Source organism: Acinetobacter sp. YH16040_T (assembly GCF_024605785.1).
GTDB classification, from domain to species: domain Bacteria; phylum Pseudomonadota; class Gammaproteobacteria; order Pseudomonadales; family Moraxellaceae; genus Acinetobacter; species Acinetobacter amyesii.
Map to the genome: position 1 here is coordinate 1,058,176 of NZ_CP094541.1, position 16,816 is coordinate 1,074,991.

15 protein-coding genes are annotated in these 16,816 nt (G+C 39.8%); 8 read left to right on the forward strand and 7 right to left on the reverse strand.

All coding sequences use genetic code 11. The features are described from left to right. Positions 1 to 8: 8 nt before the first annotated feature. The gene (locus MST16_RS05110; RefSeq protein ID WP_180009977.1) at positions 9 to 1,496 is read right to left on the reverse strand and encodes a TolC family protein; all 1,488 of its coding nucleotides are present in this window, start codon (positions 1,494 to 1,496) and stop codon (positions 9 to 11) included. A gap of 347 nt (positions 1,497 to 1,843) precedes the next feature. Between MST16_RS05110 and serC the strand changes: the two genes are divergently transcribed. Further along, positions 1,844 to 2,923, forward strand: a complete 1,080-nt coding sequence (gene serC / locus MST16_RS05115) for a 3-phosphoserine/phosphohydroxythreonine transaminase (RefSeq protein ID WP_078192058.1) — start codon at positions 1,844 to 1,846, stop codon at positions 2,921 to 2,923. Positions 2,924 to 3,529: 606 nt separating this feature from the next. Here the strand turns inward: serC and MST16_RS05120 are convergent. After that, positions 3,530 to 4,462: a hypothetical protein gene (locus MST16_RS05120; RefSeq protein WP_180009976.1), complete on the reverse strand. Its 933-nt coding sequence runs from the start codon at positions 4,460 to 4,462 to the stop codon at positions 3,530 to 3,532. A 266-nt stretch (positions 4,463 to 4,728) separates the two neighbouring features. Between MST16_RS05120 and MST16_RS05125 the strand changes: the two genes are divergently transcribed. After that, positions 4,729 to 5,217, forward strand: coding sequence for a YaiI/YqxD family protein (locus tag MST16_RS05125; RefSeq protein WP_373683441.1), 489 nt, complete (start codon positions 4,729 to 4,731; stop codon positions 5,215 to 5,217). A 5-nt stretch (positions 5,218 to 5,222) separates the two neighbouring features. Beyond that, positions 5,223 to 6,128, forward strand: a complete 906-nt coding sequence (locus MST16_RS05130; protein WP_180009975.1) for a DMT family transporter — start codon at positions 5,223 to 5,225, stop codon at positions 6,126 to 6,128. Between the two features lie 7 nt (positions 6,129 to 6,135). On the opposite strand, the gene MST16_RS05135 is transcribed toward MST16_RS05130, so the two are convergent. Further along, positions 6,136 to 6,705 (reverse strand): PilZ domain-containing protein, encoded by a 570-nt coding sequence (locus MST16_RS05135; protein WP_078192054.1) that lies wholly within the window; start codon positions 6,703 to 6,705, stop codon positions 6,136 to 6,138. 26 nt (positions 6,706 to 6,731) lie between these two features. On the opposite strand from MST16_RS05135, the gene MST16_RS05140 reads away from it, so the two are divergent. The 3 genes from MST16_RS05140 (at position 6,732) to MST16_RS05150 (ending at position 11,208) form a co-directional block, all read left to right on the forward strand. Next, on the forward strand, positions 6,732 to 7,967 hold the full coding sequence (locus tag MST16_RS05140; protein WP_111883936.1) for a lipoprotein-releasing ABC transporter permease subunit: 1,236 nt from the start codon (positions 6,732 to 6,734) through the stop codon (positions 7,965 to 7,967). Continuing rightward, positions 7,960 to 8,643 carry a lipoprotein-releasing ABC transporter ATP-binding protein LolD gene (gene lolD, locus MST16_RS05145; RefSeq protein WP_111883937.1) on the forward strand — a complete coding sequence of 228 codons (684 nt, stop codon included), beginning with the start codon at positions 7,960 to 7,962 and terminating at the stop codon, positions 8,641 to 8,643. Before MST16_RS05140 ends, lolD begins: the two co-directional genes overlap by 8 nt. 150 nt (positions 8,644 to 8,793) lie before the next feature. Further along, positions 8,794 to 11,208: a DNA internalization-related competence protein ComEC/Rec2 gene (locus tag MST16_RS05150; protein ID WP_306670290.1), complete on the forward strand. Its 2,415-nt coding sequence runs from the start codon at positions 8,794 to 8,796 to the stop codon at positions 11,206 to 11,208. Between the two features lie 31 nt (positions 11,209 to 11,239). On the opposite strand, the gene MST16_RS05155 is transcribed toward MST16_RS05150, so the two are convergent. Continuing rightward, positions 11,240 to 12,211 carry a lysophospholipid acyltransferase family protein gene (locus MST16_RS05155; protein WP_180009973.1) on the reverse strand — a complete coding sequence of 324 codons (972 nt, stop codon included), beginning with the start codon at positions 12,209 to 12,211 and terminating at the stop codon, positions 11,240 to 11,242. Positions 12,212 to 12,339: 128 nt separating this feature from the next. On the opposite strand from MST16_RS05155, the gene sppA reads away from it, so the two are divergent. Continuing rightward, a complete protein-coding gene (sppA, locus tag MST16_RS05160) occupies positions 12,340 to 13,365 on the forward strand; it encodes a signal peptide peptidase SppA (protein ID WP_078190385.1) in 1,026 nt (341 codons plus the stop codon). Next, positions 13,362 to 14,171, forward strand: a complete 810-nt coding sequence (locus tag MST16_RS05165; RefSeq protein WP_180009972.1) for an alpha/beta hydrolase — start codon at positions 13,362 to 13,364, stop codon at positions 14,169 to 14,171. Before sppA ends, MST16_RS05165 begins: the two co-directional genes overlap by 4 nt. Before the next feature lie 83 nt (positions 14,172 to 14,254). Here MST16_RS05165 and MST16_RS05170 read toward each other — a convergent pair whose 3' ends face one another. From MST16_RS05170 to purM, 3 genes are all read right to left on the reverse strand, one after another. After that, a complete protein-coding gene (locus tag MST16_RS05170) occupies positions 14,255 to 14,692 on the reverse strand; it encodes an META domain-containing protein (protein WP_078192049.1) in 438 nt (145 codons plus the stop codon). 353 nt (positions 14,693 to 15,045) lie between these two features. Continuing rightward, the gene (purN, locus tag MST16_RS05175) at positions 15,046 to 15,675 is read right to left on the reverse strand and encodes a phosphoribosylglycinamide formyltransferase (RefSeq protein WP_180009971.1); all 630 of its coding nucleotides are present in this window, start codon (positions 15,673 to 15,675) and stop codon (positions 15,046 to 15,048) included. Between the two features lie 9 nt (positions 15,676 to 15,684). Further along, complete coding sequence (gene purM, locus MST16_RS05180) at positions 15,685 to 16,755, reverse strand: phosphoribosylformylglycinamidine cyclo-ligase (RefSeq protein ID WP_078190382.1); 1,071 nt, start codon at positions 16,753 to 16,755, stop codon at positions 15,685 to 15,687. Positions 16,756 to 16,816: the final 61 nt, after the last annotated feature.

Sequence of the window (16,816 nt, forward strand, 5' to 3'; positions counted from 1 at the left end):
GGCTAAACTTAGCGAATATAGTCGGTGTGTGATTGATTGATATAGCTTTGGAACTGGTCAATGCTCCCGTGACTTTGTAGCAGTGTTGCGAGTGACATCACGTATTTATAGGCATTAAGCGCCATTTCACTTTGTAGCCCGTTCAATGCATTTTGTGCATCAATGACTTGTGTGGCCGTACCCATATCTTCTTTAAATGAAAGCTGTTGAATTCTTAAATTTTCTTGAGCAGCTTTTAGGTTTTGCTGCAACAACAGGTGACTTTGTTGAGCGCTGGTGACTTCATTAAATGAGCTATAAATCAGGCTTTCAATTTCTTGTTTGGTACGCTCAGTCATTAACTCAGATGCATAGCGTTGAAGTTCAGCAGCTTGTACGGATTTGTTTTTATCAATACCTGAAAATAAGTTGTAGCGAGCGGCAACACCAACGATCCAGTTTTGTTTATCGTCGAGACTATATTCACCAAAGGCAAAGACGTTGGGTTTTTTTGCTGCGCTTTGGGCTTTCACATTAGCACCAGCCAATTGACTGTCCAATTGCATTTTACGCACCAAACTAGACTGATCCTGATAACTTTTTAGTAAGGCGGTTATATTTTGATTGTGTTGCTGATTGATAAATAATGGCGTTGTAAGATCAGTAATTTGGCTGCTTTGCATTAAGTTGTTTAACTTAAATAAGCTAGAGCGGAGATTCGCTTCAGTATTTTGAAAAGTTCTGAGTGCATTATTCTTCGCCACTTCAAATTGCATACGCTGGCCTTTGCTAATAAAACCCTGTTGTTCCATTTTGAGCGCATTGGCATAGTGTTGTTGCATCGCATTTAAATTGAAGCGGCTGCTTTCGACTAATTTTTTTTGTAATTGAGCATTGAAGTAGGCTTGGATTAATTCAAAACGTTGCACATCTTGTTGTTGTTCACTGCTTATCGCGCTGCGTTTGGCTTGGATATTGGCAATTTCCTTGGCGCTAGACGTTAACCCACCGGTATACAGCGGCATCATTACGGAAACGGTAGGGCGGATCACTTGATCATCTAAGACCACTTGGGAAGAATCTGGAATTAATCCGACACCATCACGGATTGGCTGTTGCAGACTGTCTTTTAATGGGTCTGCCAAATCACTCGGTAAGCTTTCATCAATTTTATTATTAATGCCATTACTCAGCGTTTGTTCTAAGTTGTTTTTTAAGGCGCCGAGAGGAATATCGAGTTCATTATGAAAGGCATAGGCACGGACGTTTAAATCCACACGAGGTAAACCAAGGCCTTTAATGGCCTGAGCTTGAAGTTCGGCAGATTGTTGTAGCGCTTGGTTGGCCTGAGTATTATACGAACTAGTGAGTAGACTTTGTTCTGCTTGGTTATAACTGATACTTTGCGCAAGTACCGTAGGGCTAAAAAAGCCACTGAAACAACCAAGGCCAAGCAGTAAACCTGAACGAAATGTATGTTTAATTTTTATAGAATAATCTGTTCGAGGTAAAGGCATAAAAATACACTCACAGCTAGGATGGGTTCATTATAGTCATTGTGATGAAGTTGGGTAAATTCACTAAGTTGTTGTATTGTTTCATATACATGTGTAAATAAATTTTATCTTCGCAGCGCACGTCATTTTCGCACATCAAGACCTTAAATTAGCATCAATTCAAGGGATAAAAAATATCAGTAAATCTAATAATTTGAATTAAGAAGAATTAATTTTGATCTTTATTGAAATTTTGACTTTAAATGTCAGACAGCATTGGAATATTTTCAGCTTTAACTACTGCAAGCACGCGTCAGATATGGTTAAATGCCATCATTTTATTGTGTTTCACTTTGAAAGGAAAACTCATGCGCGCGTACAACTTCTGTGCTGGTCCTGCTGCATTACCCACTGCCGTTTTAGAAAAAGCTCAAGCTGAAATGCTTGACTGGCAAGGCAAAGGCCTTTCGATCATGGAAATGAGCCACCGTAGTAAAGACTATGTCGCTGTGGCAGAGAAAGCAGAAGCTGATCTTCGTAAGCTGATGAATATTCCAGACAACTATAAAGTGTTATTCCTTCAAGGTGGCGCATCACTTCAATTCTCTGCGATCCCATTAAACCTATTGGGTAAAAACAGCAAAGCAGACTATATCCACACTGGTATTTGGTCTGAAAAAGCGTTGAAAGAAGCACAGCGTTATGGCGACATTAATGTTGTTGAAGCGGGTACCACCATTGACGGTAAACTTGCGATTACTGATCAAAGCACCTGGAACTTATCTGATGATGCGGCTTATGTGCATTATGCAGATAATGAAACTATTGGTGGTCTTCAGTTTGCCAACATTCCTGAAACGGACAAACCATTGGTTGCCGATTTTTCATCGAGCATTTTATCTGCACCATTAGACGTATCTAAGTTCGGTTTAATCTATGCAGGTGCTCAGAAAAATATTGGTCCTGCTGGTTTAACTTTGGTGATTATTCGTGATGATTTATTGGATCAAGCGAAAGCAGATATTCCAAGTATCTTGAAATATTCAGCTCAAGCGAAAAATGGTTCAATGGTGAATACACCTTCAACTTATGCATGGTACTTATCTGGCCTCGTTTTTGAATGGTTACTTGAGCAGGGCGGTGTAGACGCAATTTATAAAGCGAATATGGCAAAAGCTGAATTACTTTATGGTTATATTGATTCAAGCGATTTCTATGCAAATCCAATTGCAAAAGAATTCCGTTCAATCATGAACGTACCATTTACTTTGGCGAATCCAGAATTGGAAAAACAATTCTTGAAAGAAGCTGAAGAAAACCACTTGCTGAATTTAGCTGGTCACCGTTCAGTGGGTGGTATGCGTGCAAGTATTTATAATGCTGTTCCGCTAGAAGGCGTTCAAGCACTGGTTAACTTTATGGATGACTTTGCAAAACGCAACGCATAATCCTAAAGGCATAAAAAAACCGGCAAATGCCGGTTTTTTTATTGAATAGATTAAAAAATAAAAGTATGTAACACGTATGCACAAATCAGCATACCTAACATAAAAAATAAGCAGGACATTGGCTCGATTTGATATCGAGATTCCATGTGATGGTCAACTTGTGATAAGTTTTCTTCTTGCACGACTTTCATAGATATTCTTTCCGATCTATTTATCGTTAATTACTATTTCTTAAACGCATTTTTAACATAATTATTTGATTAAATAAAGTACTATCTGCCATAAACTTACTAAACTATTTAGTTCATTTAAAAATAAGCAACCGAATTGCTAAATTTAGTTTCATAAATTTCCTATCTTATTTATTTATATTAGATTTTTATATTTTATCTTTTGCAGATGGATTTATTTATTAGCATTATTTTGAATTTAATATTGTGGGTAAGTTATTTTAATTTGAATTTAAAAATAGAATAAATCGACTAGCTTGTGGATAAAAAATATTCAATCATTTAAATATTCAGCGATTACACATGATTAGCGAGAAATAAAAAAAACCGCACTGAGGCGGTTTTTTTTATTTGAAATAGGTTTTTTGAATTCAAATTAGGCAGATTTCGCGTAAATATTGGCTTGTATCCACAGGTTGCCACGAATATATTGCCCAACATTGAAATCTTTATGCGCCGGATTTCGTGTTGCAACACGAACAATCACCGCTTCTTGGTTTTCTTCGTGGATTAAGGTCACATCATACAGCGTGTAGTCTTGCTCTTTAAATTGCATGGCGGTTTTGCCAACAATATGCCCTTGGAACCATGCTTCGTCTTCTTGGCCAAGATTTTCACCATATAGGTATGCAACCATTTTAGAAAAATCGACGGTCACTGGCGCTTTGTCATCTTCAGACTTTGGTTGCCATGCTTTAATTTGTTCGTGTAAATCTGCAGGGGCAACACCATTATTTGCTGCCAAGATATCGTTTAAAGCACGATGATGTTTAATCGATGCAGGATCATCAACGACAAGCTGTTCATGTTCTGCGACAGCTTCGAGTTCATAGGCCCAAGCATTGAGTTGCACACTGTAGCTTGCATCTTTTTCATATTGGTCGTGATTGACGCTATATAAACTATCAAAAGCATACACACTGGTATTTGCGCCTAAGTCGAGGCAAAGCACTGCTTGTGTATTGGATTTACAGGTAATAATACGTTCAATGGTGGCTTTGGTTTTATATGGGCTATCAAAACTTGGAAATGCAGTTTTAACGGCTTTAGGTTTATTATTTTCTACCGCAATCACTTGGCACAGTTGAATCGACGCTTGTGATGGACCTTGAATCAGCCAGGTACTTTGATCCATATCAGATTCTTGTGCGCATAAGCCCATCGGCATAATGGGTGCATCTAATGCCTGACCCAGCCAAACTGGTACATCCGTTGTCGGGTTGCCTGTAAGCAAATTCCAATGTTCAACATGACTACCAAAAGTTTGATCTTCAATAGTGATAATTTCAGGGCTATTTTGTTTTTTCATATGCACAATTGATATTGGGTTGGTTTCATAATTAATAAATCGAGGGTTATTTGAAATTTTCAAGTCACCGACGTCATATTTATCATGAAATCATGCATAAAAAATGTTTTCAGTAGGATTTAAATGTAAAAGCATTGGAAAATAAGCCCAAGTTGGAGTCAATTTGCAGCTTTTCGATTCTCATGATTAGAGAAATGTAGATCCATTCAGCGGATGCAGATCCCCAAATTGTCATGTAGATTTGTTACTATGAGTCATGTTTAAAAGTGAATGGAAAATCAGTGCTGCCATTTAAATTATGGGTGGATGCAGATGCGTTACCACGCATTTTACGTGATGTAATTGTTCGGGCTTCTGATCGTTACCAGTTAGAAGTCACTTTTGTCGCCAATCAAAATGTTGGGATAACGCCGTCGGTGCGGATTAACTCGATTCAAGTCATGAGCGGGGCAGATGCAGCGGATAAAGAAATTATTCAGCGCATGAAAGAGCACGACATCGTAATGACACAGGATATTCCACTTGCTGCTGAAGTGATTGAGCGGGGCGGTATAGCGATACATCCACGCGGTGAGATTTATACCACAGCAAATGTCAAAGCACGTCTACACTTGCGCGACTTTATGGATACATTACGGGGCGCAGGTGTGCAAACCGGTGGTCCAGCACCGATTTCTGAACGAGATAAGCGCGAATTTTCTAGTAGCTTAGATCAAACCATTCAAAAGCAAAAACGAAAAACGGCGCAGAAGTAAAAACCATGCCATCTAAAACAAATCTAGCGACCACCTATGCGTTGTTGGTCTTTATTTGGTCGACCACGCCACTTGCCATCGTTTGGAGTGTCAGTGATATCAATGCGTTTTGGGCACTGACATTACGCTTTTTTATCGCATTACCCTTGGCTGTCGCATTATTGTTTATTTTTAAACATAAACTGCCGATGGATAAAAACTCGCTGCACAGTTATTTGGCGGGGGCGTTTAGTTTTATTGGTTCTCAGATTTTTACCTATATGGCAACGGCCTATCTCAGCTCAGGCATTATTGCCCTGATGTTTGGTTTGGCACCAATTATGACGGGTCTGATCGGTCGTTTCTTCTTTCATACCTATCTGCATCGCTTGCAATGGATGGGGATGTTGATTGCCGTCTGTGGTTTAGCCATTATTTGCTTAGGCGGCAGTGATCAGCACGTACAGCCTGTTGGCATCGTCTTAATGTTAATGAGCGTATTCGTCTACTGTATGTCGATTTTTTGGGTGAAAAAAGTCAATGCACCTTTGCAGCCCATGTCTCAAGCCACAGGTTCGATTCTTATCTCAGCACTATTTTCTGCCGCGATGCTACCGTTTATATGGCAGTATGCACCGACACAGATGCCTTCAACTAAAGCGCTCATTGGCTTATTTTATGCAGTGATTATGGCTTCATTGATTGCAATGTTTTGTTATTTCAAACTGGTACAAAACATCAAGGCGACAACTTTGTCTTTAACAACGGTACTCACACCCATGCTTGCTATGCTCTTTGGTGCTTTACTGAATGATGAAAAATTATCATTGATGGTTTTACTTGGTGCTGTGATTCTATTATCAGGCTTGTTTGTTTATTTTTATAAAGATTTTCGGGCGAACAGAGAGCTCGCCCACAAATTAAAACATTGATTAAAAATCACTCTTTGTTTTGGGTCAGTGCGATACACTCTGCAAGTTTGACGCGGTCTTGAGGGAGCAGTGTGATAAAATAGGCACCCGTACGGTATAAGTTGCTTTCTTCTTCACGGCTATAAACCACTTGCGCAGTTGCCGCAATATGGAAGAAATTTTCAGGGTGGCTTAAGGTCACATGGATATAAGTACCTTCTTTAATTGCGCGTTCGCTAAAAAAGCTCAAACCAGTCTCTGAAAAATTCACATGCTCAGGCACTGGTAACATGCTTTGTACAATTGCGTCGTATAAAGAACCCGTAATAAGGTTTAACTTTTGGTTAAATAAGGATAAGATTCGAGCAATTTGTTGATCTTTCTCAGCTAATTGTTCTAATTCGTAGTTGAGTGCATGATCAAATTGATCTAATTCAGCAAGTAGTAGAAAATAGCGCGGCAATACAAAATTAGGATCGTAAGGATCATTCAGTGCAACATCATCAGAGATAATCTGATAGTTGATGCGCAAAGCAGCATCGATACGCGACATTACACGGCGTTCAGTTTGAACACTTTGATGCTGTAAATTTTCCATAATATATTACCTCGGACTAGATGGTTATGTTTAAACCAATCTCGCTGTATATAGGGTTGAGATACACTCGCGCTCGGCGCAGTAACCACTTTATTTCTTTTATTGCTCTGGTATCCATGATCGGCCTCACGCTTGGTGTGGCAGTCCTTATTACAGTTTTATCTGTGATGAATGGTTTCGATCGTGAGCTGAAAACTCGTGTCTTAGGAATGATACCTCAAGCCACTGTTTCTTCAACACAAATTTTAACAAATTGGCCTGAACTTGCAAAAAAAATTGAGCAACATGAGCATGTTCAAGGGGTCGCACCATTCACCCAATTACAGGGAATGTTGACGGCACAAGGTCAAGTGTCTGGCATTATGGTCAGTGGGATTGAACCGCAGTATGAAAAAAAGGTATCAATTATCCAAGACCATATGGTGGAAGGCAGTATCGATAACCTGAAAAAAGGTGAGTTTGGTATTGTCCTTGGCAAGCAAATGACAGATGCCTTAGGTTTAGGCTTGAATGACAGTGTGACCTTGGTGCTTCCCGAAGCAACTCCTTCGCCGGCTGGGGTCGTTCCGCGTTTTAAACGATTTAAAATTGTGGGTATTTTCAGTATTGGTGCAGAGGTTGATTCGATGATGGGCTATGTAGCCCTGAACGATGCGTCGACTTTATTAAGACTGCCAGATGGTGCACAAGGCATCCGTATGAAGTTGGATGATATTTTTGCAGCACCACAAGTCTCTCAAGAAATTGTGCGTGATCTACCAGCAAACTTCTATGCTTCAGATTGGACTTATACACACGGTAACCTATTTAGTGCGATTCAAATGGAAAAGGCAATGGTAAGTTTATTGCTGTTCCTGATTGTATTGGTTGCAGCATTTAATATCGTGTCTTCATTGGTGATGGTGGTCACTGATAAAAAATCCGATATTGCCATTTTGCGTACACTAGGCGCTTCACCGGCTACAATCACACGGATCTTCATGGTGCAAGGTACAGTGATTGGGGTGATTGGTACGGTGTCTGGGGCAATTTTAGGGATTATCGCTGCATCTAGTATTAGTAATTTTGTTGGTTGGTTGAATACAACACTGGGCTTAAATATGTTTGATGCTTACTTCATCAACTATTTACCGTCTTATTTAAGATGGCAAGATGTTGTGGTGATTGTGTCCTTATCATTGGGTCTTAGCTTTATCGCGACTATTTATCCGGCTTTACGTGCAGCTAAAGTTCAACCTGCAGAGGCTCTACGCTATGAGTAATTTAGTTTTAGATGCCCAAAACATTACCAAATCTTTTACTGATGGTAAGTCTACAGTCGATGTAATTCGCGGACTTTCATTACAAGTCAAAGCAGGTGAGTTTGTTTCAATTGTTGGTTCAAGTGGCTCTGGTAAAAGTACGTTGTTGCATGTATTGGGTGGCTTGGATCGTCCAACATCGGGTCAAGTGTTGATTAATGGTCAACGCTTTGACACTTTAGGTGAAGCAGAGCGTGGATATATCCGTAATGAGCATTTGGGTTTTGTGTACCAATTCCATCACTTGTTGCCTGAATTTACCGCGTTTGAAAATGTGGCGATGCCATTAATGTTACGTAAGTCGAGTAATTTCAAAGAAGTCAAGCAGCAAGCTGAATACCTGTTGGAACGTGTTGGACTTTCGCATCGTATGACGCACAAACCGGGTGAGCTTTCAGGCGGTGAACGTCAACGTGTGGCTTTGGCTCGTGCATTAGTAGCAAAACCTAAGTTGATGATGGCTGATGAGCCAACTGGGAACTTAGACCGCAAAACCGCGGTAAAGATTTTTGAGTTACTATCTGAGTTGCGTAAAGAATTTAACATGGCCATGTTAATCGTGACCCATGACGAATATTTAGCTCAATCTGCTGATGCGATTTTGCATATGCAAGATGGTTTATGGGTAGATGACTAATCGCTAAATTGATTTCACAAAAATTAGTGGATTAAGATTGTTTGATTGAAGCTCACCTCGGTGGGCTTTATTATTGCCAGCACATAATAAAAATAATGATGACTCATGTTACAAAGCTTTTGTATTGGCTGGATTTTAGGCATTTCTTTTATGGGGTTCACGTTTTGGAACCCACATATCTCGACAGCTCAGTTGCTTTTTATTGTCCTGATTTGGCTAGGTTTACAGCTTTGTATTTCACCAAAACTAAAAAGTATCTTTTCGAAATTCTTACAGCTCAGTACAAATCTTTGTATGGGTGCAGTTCTCGGCTTCAGTTTCGCCAATACTCAACTCGATCAGCGTTTGGCATGGGTTGAGCATCAGAGCAGACAAGGCGAGTTTATTGCGTATATTCCACAGATCAGCCAACTCAAAGACCAAGCGATTCAGCAAAAAATTGAAGTGCTCAATCTGAATCAGCAGATTCAATATTTTATGGCGTATTTACCCAATTCAATTTTGCAAAGTCATGAGCAGACGATCCAGTTGGTCCCTGGACAGTACTATCGAATGTATGGTGAATTGCGGCCTACGCAAAGTTATGTGACCGAAGGTGCATTTGACCAAGAACGGTGGAGCATACAGCAAAATATACATGCCAGTTTAAAGGTGAAGTCGGTCGAATTAATATCACCCGAACATATGACTGCGATGGGCTATGGCCAGCAGTATCAACGACATCAAGGTGTGTTACATCAGTTCAAAATAAAAGTCGAACAGCAGCGTTTATATTTAAGAGCGTTTATATATCAACAACCGTTACGAAATCATGGCTTGCTGCTAGCATTGCTTACAGGTGATAAAAGTTTACTGACTGAAGGAACCAGTGAATTATTTCAACGTTTTGGCATGAGTCATTTATTGGCGATCTCTGGTCCGCATGTACTGGTTTTTGCCAGCATGCTCTGTTGGGCGATGCAGTTGGGTATCCGTAAATATTGTCCCAAAATTTATCTCAAATGGCCTAAACAATATGTATTGGTCGTGCCCTTTATCTTCTGTGTCCTTTTATATTGTGCATTTACCGGTTTTGAAATACCGGCGCTACGAACGCTGACGATCTGCCTTGTCGCAAGTAGCATGCTTTTGTTACGGCAAACCATTCAGCCTTTTCAACTGCTGGTTTTTAGTGCCGCCATTTTATTGCTCGTGGATCCCTTTAGTATTTTATCCGCGGCATTTTGGTTGTCTTATGGCGCATGCTTTATTTTACTGCGGATATATCAAACCTTAAGGAAGCATATACTGGCTCAAACAGAAGTCAGTTTTTGGCAAAAGTTAAAGCATTCAATGTGGTTGATGGTGGAATCACAATGGAAAATCTTTGTCGCCTTATTTCCATTGATGGTGATTTTTTTCAAGCAAGTCACATGGATTAGTCCCTTAAGTAATTTATTCGCCATCCCGTGGTTAGGGGCAGTGGTGGTTCCTTTAGATATCATCGGAGGGGCACTTTCATATATTTCTACACCTTTGGCGCATTTGGTTTTTTTAATCAATGATCTGTGTTTAGAGATATTGCATGTATTTCTTTATGGCTTAGATCGACTCTTTGCACCAAAAATGCAAGATGTCGCATTGACGTCAACTCAAATCATACTGTTGATACTCGTTATAGTAATCTTATTTTTACCTGAAGGTATCTTGCCAAAATATTGGGCGGTCATTGCCTTTTTTGCACTGTTTATCCCATGGAGAAATTCAGCAAACTTTCAACTTTCAATTTTAGATGTAGGGCAAGGGCAGGCGATCTATATCCGTTCTGTAGATCATCATATGATGGTGGACTTCGGTGGAAACTATGATGAAAGTCAATTTAGTGTCGGGCAGAATATCATCCGGCCATTTTTGAGTGTGAATGGAGTTCATCGACTAGATCGGGTGTTATTGACTCATTTAGATCAAGACCATAGCGGTGGCTTTTTCTCATTGGAGCAACAGCTTGATATTGGGCAGCTTTCAAGTAATGAGCGGGTACAAACCACGAACCAAGCTCCACAGCGCTTATGTCAGCGTGGTCAGCAGTGGAATTGGGATCAGCAAGTCTATTTTGAAATACTCTCGCCAAAGCCTGAAGATCTGACAAATGCCCAATGGAATGCCAATGAACGTTCTTGTGTTCTATATGTCACGGTCAAAGGCGTCAATGGCCCACGACATTTTCTATTGATGGGGGATGCGGGTTGGGAGACTGAATATCAAATATTAAGTGATTATCCAGACCTAAAAATCGATGTCTTGGTGCTCGGACACCATGGTAGTCGGCACAGTTCATCCTATGCGTTTTTAAACCATTTTAAGCCCAAGTTGGCGATTGCTTCCGCAGGGCGCTTTAATCGTTATGGACATCCTGCAAAGATGACCCAAACACGTCTCAAACAATTAGACATTCCACTCTTGCAAACTGAACAAAGTGGAAGTATTCATTTCAAGCAAAATAAACAGCAAATTGAAATAATTGAAGAGCGGACAAAGTATAAATGGCTCGATCTATATCGCAGGCTATCTAAAGAATCCGAATAGAAAAACTACTTCAAGTATATTGCTTGAAATGTCATTCTGTCACATTTTTCATTTTTTGCTGTCTTTGATATTCCTCACGAATATCACGAATGCGTTGATCGGCTTCTTCATCACTAATATTGTATAGATTTCTCAATTTTGGATTGGCTTTAAAGCGTTTATAGCTCCAGTGATAATGCTCTGGATAACGATGAATTAGATTTTCCACTGCTTTAAAGATAACTATTGAGCCATCATCTGCATTGCCTTGATAGATATTCTCATCCATAGGTTCGATATGCATATCAAAACCATGATTATCGTTACGAATGGCATATAGTAAGAGCGCACGTGCTTTGGTTTTTTGAATTAGTTTTGCACTTAAGTTGCTGGTTTTTAGTGGAATACCAAAGTATGGAATCATTTCGCCGCCGGCATTGGGGGTATGGTCTGGCAAGATCACAGTCGTCCCACCTTGTTTTAAGGCTTTGAAAATTTGACGTACACCTGATTCATCGGTTGGAACCAATGTGGCTTGCTCGCGGCTTCGTGCAGCACGAACAAAATTGTTGGCAGATTCACTTTTTACCGGCTTGTACATGATGGTCATTTGAGTGTACTGCGCAACCCATGCATTCATGATTTCCCAAGTACCAAAATGTGGTACTACGAGTACAACGCCTTTTTGTAGGGCGAGCGCTTCATGTAAATATTCAGCGCCATGTACGTGATGAATTCGTTGAATATTTTTTTCTGTACTTGCACCCCAAATGTTAAAAAATTCAAAATAAGAACAAAGTTCGTTTCGAATCGCTTGTTTAGTGAGTTGAATGCGAGCTGACTCTGATAATTCAGGCAATGCAATTTTAAGATTGCGTTGAATCGTAGAGTAGGTTTTAGAGATTTTTAAAACATTGACTAACCCAGCCAAACCTTTTGCAATTAATCTAGAAATTTGAATAGGTTGACGGCTGATAAATTTTAACAGGTGATATGTGGTGTCCTGTGAATTTTGGTCGGTCATCTTGTTTAAGTCTGATACAAATGAAAGAAAATTTAAAATAATTATAGGGGAAAATGAATTGATTAGACAGTTATAGCGATTAGCGTGTATATAATGACTACAAATTAACGATTAACTAGGTTTTTTTTATGTCCGAATGGCCACCAAAACCTGAAGAAAAACAGCAAAGTTCTTCAAACAATATCCAGCAGCCAACTGGAAATGAATGGAAAATATTAGAAAAAGCCGTGCTTTCTTCCGTTGAGGAACAACGTAGAGCGCGTAGATGGGGTATATTTTTTAAATTTTTAACCTTTGCTTATTTGCTATTTATTATCATTGCGATGGCAAAAAGTTGCAGCATGTCATCATCAGATCCTGCAGCAACAGCGGGTTCACATATTGCCGTGGTTGATATCATTGGGACCATTGCAGCGGACAAGCAAAGTGTAAACAGCGCAAATACCATCAAAGCTTTGAAAAAAGCTTATGAAAATAAACAAAGCAAAGCGGTTGTTTTAAATATTAATTCACCGGGTGGTTCACCTGTTCAGTCTGATGAAATCTGGCAAGAAATTCAGTACTTGAAAAAAGCCCATACCGATAAAAAACTGTATGCCATTATTGGTGATACTGGCGCTTCAGGTGCGTACTATATAGCTTCTGCGGCAGATGAAATTATTGTCAATCCTTCAAGTTTAGTGGGTTCAATTGGCGTGATCATGCCGAACTATGGCGTTAGTGGTTTGATGCAAAAGTTCGGTGTAGAAGATCGCACCATGACTTCGGGTGAGAACAAAGCGATTTTATCCATGACTCAACCTGTCGATGCTGCACAAAAAGCACATGTTCAAGGTGTACTCGATAACGTTCATGCGCATTTCATTAATGCCGTGAAAGAAGGTCGCGGTAAGAAATTAAAATCGAATGATCCGGCTATTTTCTCAGGTTTATTTTGGACAGGTGATCAGGCTGTGAAGCTGGGTATTGCTGACCGTACAGGTAGTTTAAATAGCCTGAAACGTGAATTGAAAACTGAAAAAGCCGTGAACTATACCATTGAAAATAGTCCATTTGATTCTGTACTAGGTCGTATGGGAAGCTCGTTTGGTCAAGGTTTGGCAAGTGCATTGTCACAACAGGTTCAATCTGAAAACAGCACGAAGTTACAATGAAACCGTTAATTCATTTTGCGCACGCCAATGGCGTGCCATCACAGGTTTATCAAAAATTATTTGATTTATTGAGTGATGAATATGATGTGATCTATGTGCCGTTACTTGGGCCAGATAAGCGTTACCCAATCGATAACCATTGGAAGAGCTTAACACAGCAAGTCATTGACAGTATTGTACGTCAGGCCAATGGTCGTAAGGTGATTGGATTAGGTCATTCATTAGGTTCGGTTTTAACATTTCAGGCTGCTTTACAACGCCCAGAATTGTTTGAACAAGTGTTAATGATTGATCCGCCTATGATCATGGGGAAAGAGTCTTTTGCTTTGCACATCGCAAAACTCCTCAAACTTAAAGTCCTCGATAAAATGTCCCCAGCAGGCTTGTCGAAACGTCGTCGTGATCATTGGGACAGTCGTGAACAAGCAGCGGAGCTTTTAAGGCCGAAAGGTTTTTATAAAGATTTCGATCCAGACTGTTATCAAGCTTATATTGATTATGCCTTGATGGACGATAAACTGCGTGGTGGGGTGGAGTTGACGATTTCACGTGATGATGAGGTTCATATTTTTCGAACCAATCCTTCACTGTGGTGGTTACCTCAGACTCAACCACAAGTGCCTGTGCAGCAGTTAATTGCAGAGCAGGGGCCATTTTTGGCACGTCACTTTCCACAAAAGGTTGAGAAAAAATTTGGGATTCCATTTAAAGTTGCTGCGGGGAGTCATATGTTTCCCTTGGAACATCCTGTGGAAACTGTTGAATTGATCAAAGATTTACTTAAATTGCCTAAGCGTCATCATTGAACCTTAAAAACGACAACACAAAAAAAGCACTCTATAGAGTGCTTTTTTTATGAATGAAACATTCTACTTTCTACTTTTGAGATTTATTTCGCATTTTCAAATTGTAAAACAACTTTGTTGTTGGCATCTAAAAATTTCAAATGATCTTTAGAGGCATCATAATGAGTAACTTGGCTCAATGCCTGCGAAAAATGTTGAGGAATATTTGTCGCAGTCAAACACGCTCTTTGTGTTGTAGCAAGGTTTGAAAATTGGATTTTTGTGTTTTGCACAGCGTAACCACCCATGAATCGATTACAACCATCAGAACCACTTACACGAGTATCGTCGAAAGTGATAGTGGGTACGTTCGAATTGTTAGGGTCAGCTTCAAGCTTAACGCCTTGAATTTCACTCGCAACCCAATTTTTGTTTTGTAATTTATCTAAATTACGATCAGTAGCTGGATTTGATGTCGTAGCACAACCAATCATACCCAGTGTTATACATGCACAAGTCGCCAGTGTGATGGATTTTAACATGTGATTTTCTCCACTTTTGTTTGAAGGATGTAATATTTCTAGATTTATAAGGTTTTCTAATTGCAATATAAGCTTATTATTTTAATGATGCTAAAAGTTTTAATTTAACTAAAAACTACATATTGATCATAAAGTTGAACATTCTGCAAAAAATGGATTTTAGATTTTAGATTTTAGATTTTAGATTTTAGATTTTAGATTTTAGATTTTAGATTTTAGATTTTAGATTTTAGATTTTAGATTTTAGATTTTAGATTTTAGATTTTAGATTTTAGTAATAAATAGAGTTTTATTTGGCCCTTAAAAAACAAAACGCACCCTAAGATGCGTTGATTGTTAAGTTATACAGTTGCTTAGAACTTACAGAATTGAACAGGTTCTTGCATTGGTTGATTGCGATATAACACCCCATCTACAGTATGTTGGATCGTACCATTACAGATCCATTCTGCGACTTGAGGGTAAATCACATGCTCAAGCACGTGAATGCGATCTGCTAGACTTTCAGCATGATCATGCACATTGACTTTAAGCACACCTTGCGCAAGCGCTTGGCCAGCATCTAGCTCTGCAGTCACGTAATGAACTGTACAGCCATGGAAAACATCACCAGTGTTTAACACACGTTGATGAGTATGCATGCCTTTATAATTTGGCAACAAAGAAGGGTGGATGTTAATCATTTTCCCTTCCCATGCTTTGACAAATTTTGCGCTTAAAATGCGCATAAAGCCTGCCAAAATCACCAAGTCAACATCCCAGTCGAGCAGTTGTTGATGCATTACATCATCAAAAGCTTCACGACTTGGATATTGTTTGTGTTCAATGACTGCCGTTGCAATCTTTGCTTTTTCTGCACGTTGCAGTGCAAAAGCGTCAGGTTTATTGGAAATTACCCCAACGATTTGACCTGATAGATTGGCATCGATCAGGGCTTGCAGGTTAGATCCGCTGCCTGAAACAAGTACAGCAATTTTAATCATGAACGTTGCTTATGCGAAAACTACACGGATTTTTTCGTCAGCACCTTCAACAGATTCAGCATTGTCTGCAATGTGACCCATTGTGAATGCTTTTTCGCCAAGGCTGTTGAGTAATTCAACAGTTTTGTCAGCATCTGCTGCATCAACCACGAGAACCATACCTACGCCACAGTTAAATGTGCGGTACATTTCAAATTGTTCAACACCACCTTCTTTTTGAAGTAGTTTGAACAATTCTGGCCATTCCCAAGATGCTTCATTGACTACCGCTTGAGCACCATTTGGCAGTACGCGAGGTAAGTTACCCGGTAAACCACCACCAGTGATGTGTGCCATTGCGTGTACATCAACTTCTTTCAATAACTGAAGAATTGGTTTTACATAAATACGAGTTGGTTCCATTGCTGTATCTGCAAGTGGACGACCATCAACGATTTGAGTAAGGTCAACGTTTTTCACATCTAAAATTTTACGAAGAAGTGAGTAACCGTTTGAGTGTGCGCCAGAAGATGCAACACCAACTAAAACGTCACCCGCTTTAACTTTAGAGCCATCAATAATTTTGCTTTGCTCAACTACACCCACGCAGAAACCTGCAAGGTCGTAGTCTTCGCCTTCATACATACCTGGCATTTCAGCAGTTTCACCGCCAACCAATGCACAGCCTGCAAGTTCACAACCCGCACCGATACCAGTCACAACATTTGCTGCAACGTCAACGTTGAGGTGGCCAGTTGCATAGTAGTCAAGGAAGAACAGTGGTTCAGCACCACATACGAGAAGATCGTTTACGCACATTGCAACCAAGTCTTGACCAATTGTGTCATGACGGTTCAAATTCAATGCTAAACGTAATTTTGTACCAACACCATCTGTGCCAGATACGAGAACAGGTTCTTCATAACCTTTAGGAATTTTACAAAGAGCGCCGAAGCCGCCTAGACCGCCCATTACTTCAGGACGTGCAGTACGTTTCGCGACAGATTTGATACGATCGACTAACGCGTCGCCCGCTTCAATGTCGACACCTGCATCTTTGTAGCTTAAACCAGTGTTTGGGGTAGAAGTTGAGTTGCTCATAATGAAGTCTCCGCATTCGCGCGGGGATTATAACCTGAATATGCAAAACTCTTATGCTATT

Bases quoted from the DNA above. Each gene is read 5' to 3' on its own strand.
- lolD (WP_111883937.1), top strand. From the start codon at position 7,960: ATGAGTAATTTAGTTTTAGATGCCCAAAACATTACCAAATCTTTTACT.
- MST16_RS05150 (WP_306670290.1), top strand. From the start codon at position 8,794: ATGGGGTTCACGTTTTGGAACCCACATATCTCGACAGCTCAGTTGCTT.
- purM (WP_078190382.1), bottom strand. From the start codon at position 16,755: ATGAGCAACTCAACTTCTACCCCAAACACTGGTTTAAGCTACAAAGAT.
- MST16_RS05170 (WP_078192049.1), bottom strand. From the start codon at position 14,692: ATGTTAAAATCCATCACACTGGCGACTTGTGCATGTATAACACTGGGT.
- MST16_RS05120 (WP_180009976.1), bottom strand. From the start codon at position 4,462: ATGAAAAAACAAAATAGCCCTGAAATTATCACTATTGAAGATCAAACT.
- MST16_RS05155 (WP_180009973.1), bottom strand. From the start codon at position 12,211: ATGACCGACCAAAATTCACAGGACACCACATATCACCTGTTAAAATTT.
- MST16_RS05165 (WP_180009972.1), top strand. From the start codon at position 13,362: ATGAAACCGTTAATTCATTTTGCGCACGCCAATGGCGTGCCATCACAG.
- MST16_RS05135 (WP_078192054.1), bottom strand. From the start codon at position 6,705: ATGGAAAATTTACAGCATCAAAGTGTTCAAACTGAACGCCGTGTAATG.
- MST16_RS05110 (WP_180009977.1), bottom strand. From the start codon at position 1,496: ATGCCTTTACCTCGAACAGATTATTCTATAAAAATTAAACATACATTT.
- purN (WP_180009971.1), bottom strand. From the start codon at position 15,675: ATGATTAAAATTGCTGTACTTGTTTCAGGCAGCGGATCTAACCTGCAA.
- MST16_RS05140 (WP_111883936.1), top strand. From the start codon at position 6,732: ATGTTTAAACCAATCTCGCTGTATATAGGGTTGAGATACACTCGCGCT.
- sppA (WP_078190385.1), top strand. From the start codon at position 12,340: ATGTCCGAATGGCCACCAAAACCTGAAGAAAAACAGCAAAGTTCTTCA.
- MST16_RS05130 (WP_180009975.1), top strand. From the start codon at position 5,223: ATGCCATCTAAAACAAATCTAGCGACCACCTATGCGTTGTTGGTCTTT.
- serC (WP_078192058.1), top strand. From the start codon at position 1,844: ATGCGCGCGTACAACTTCTGTGCTGGTCCTGCTGCATTACCCACTGCC.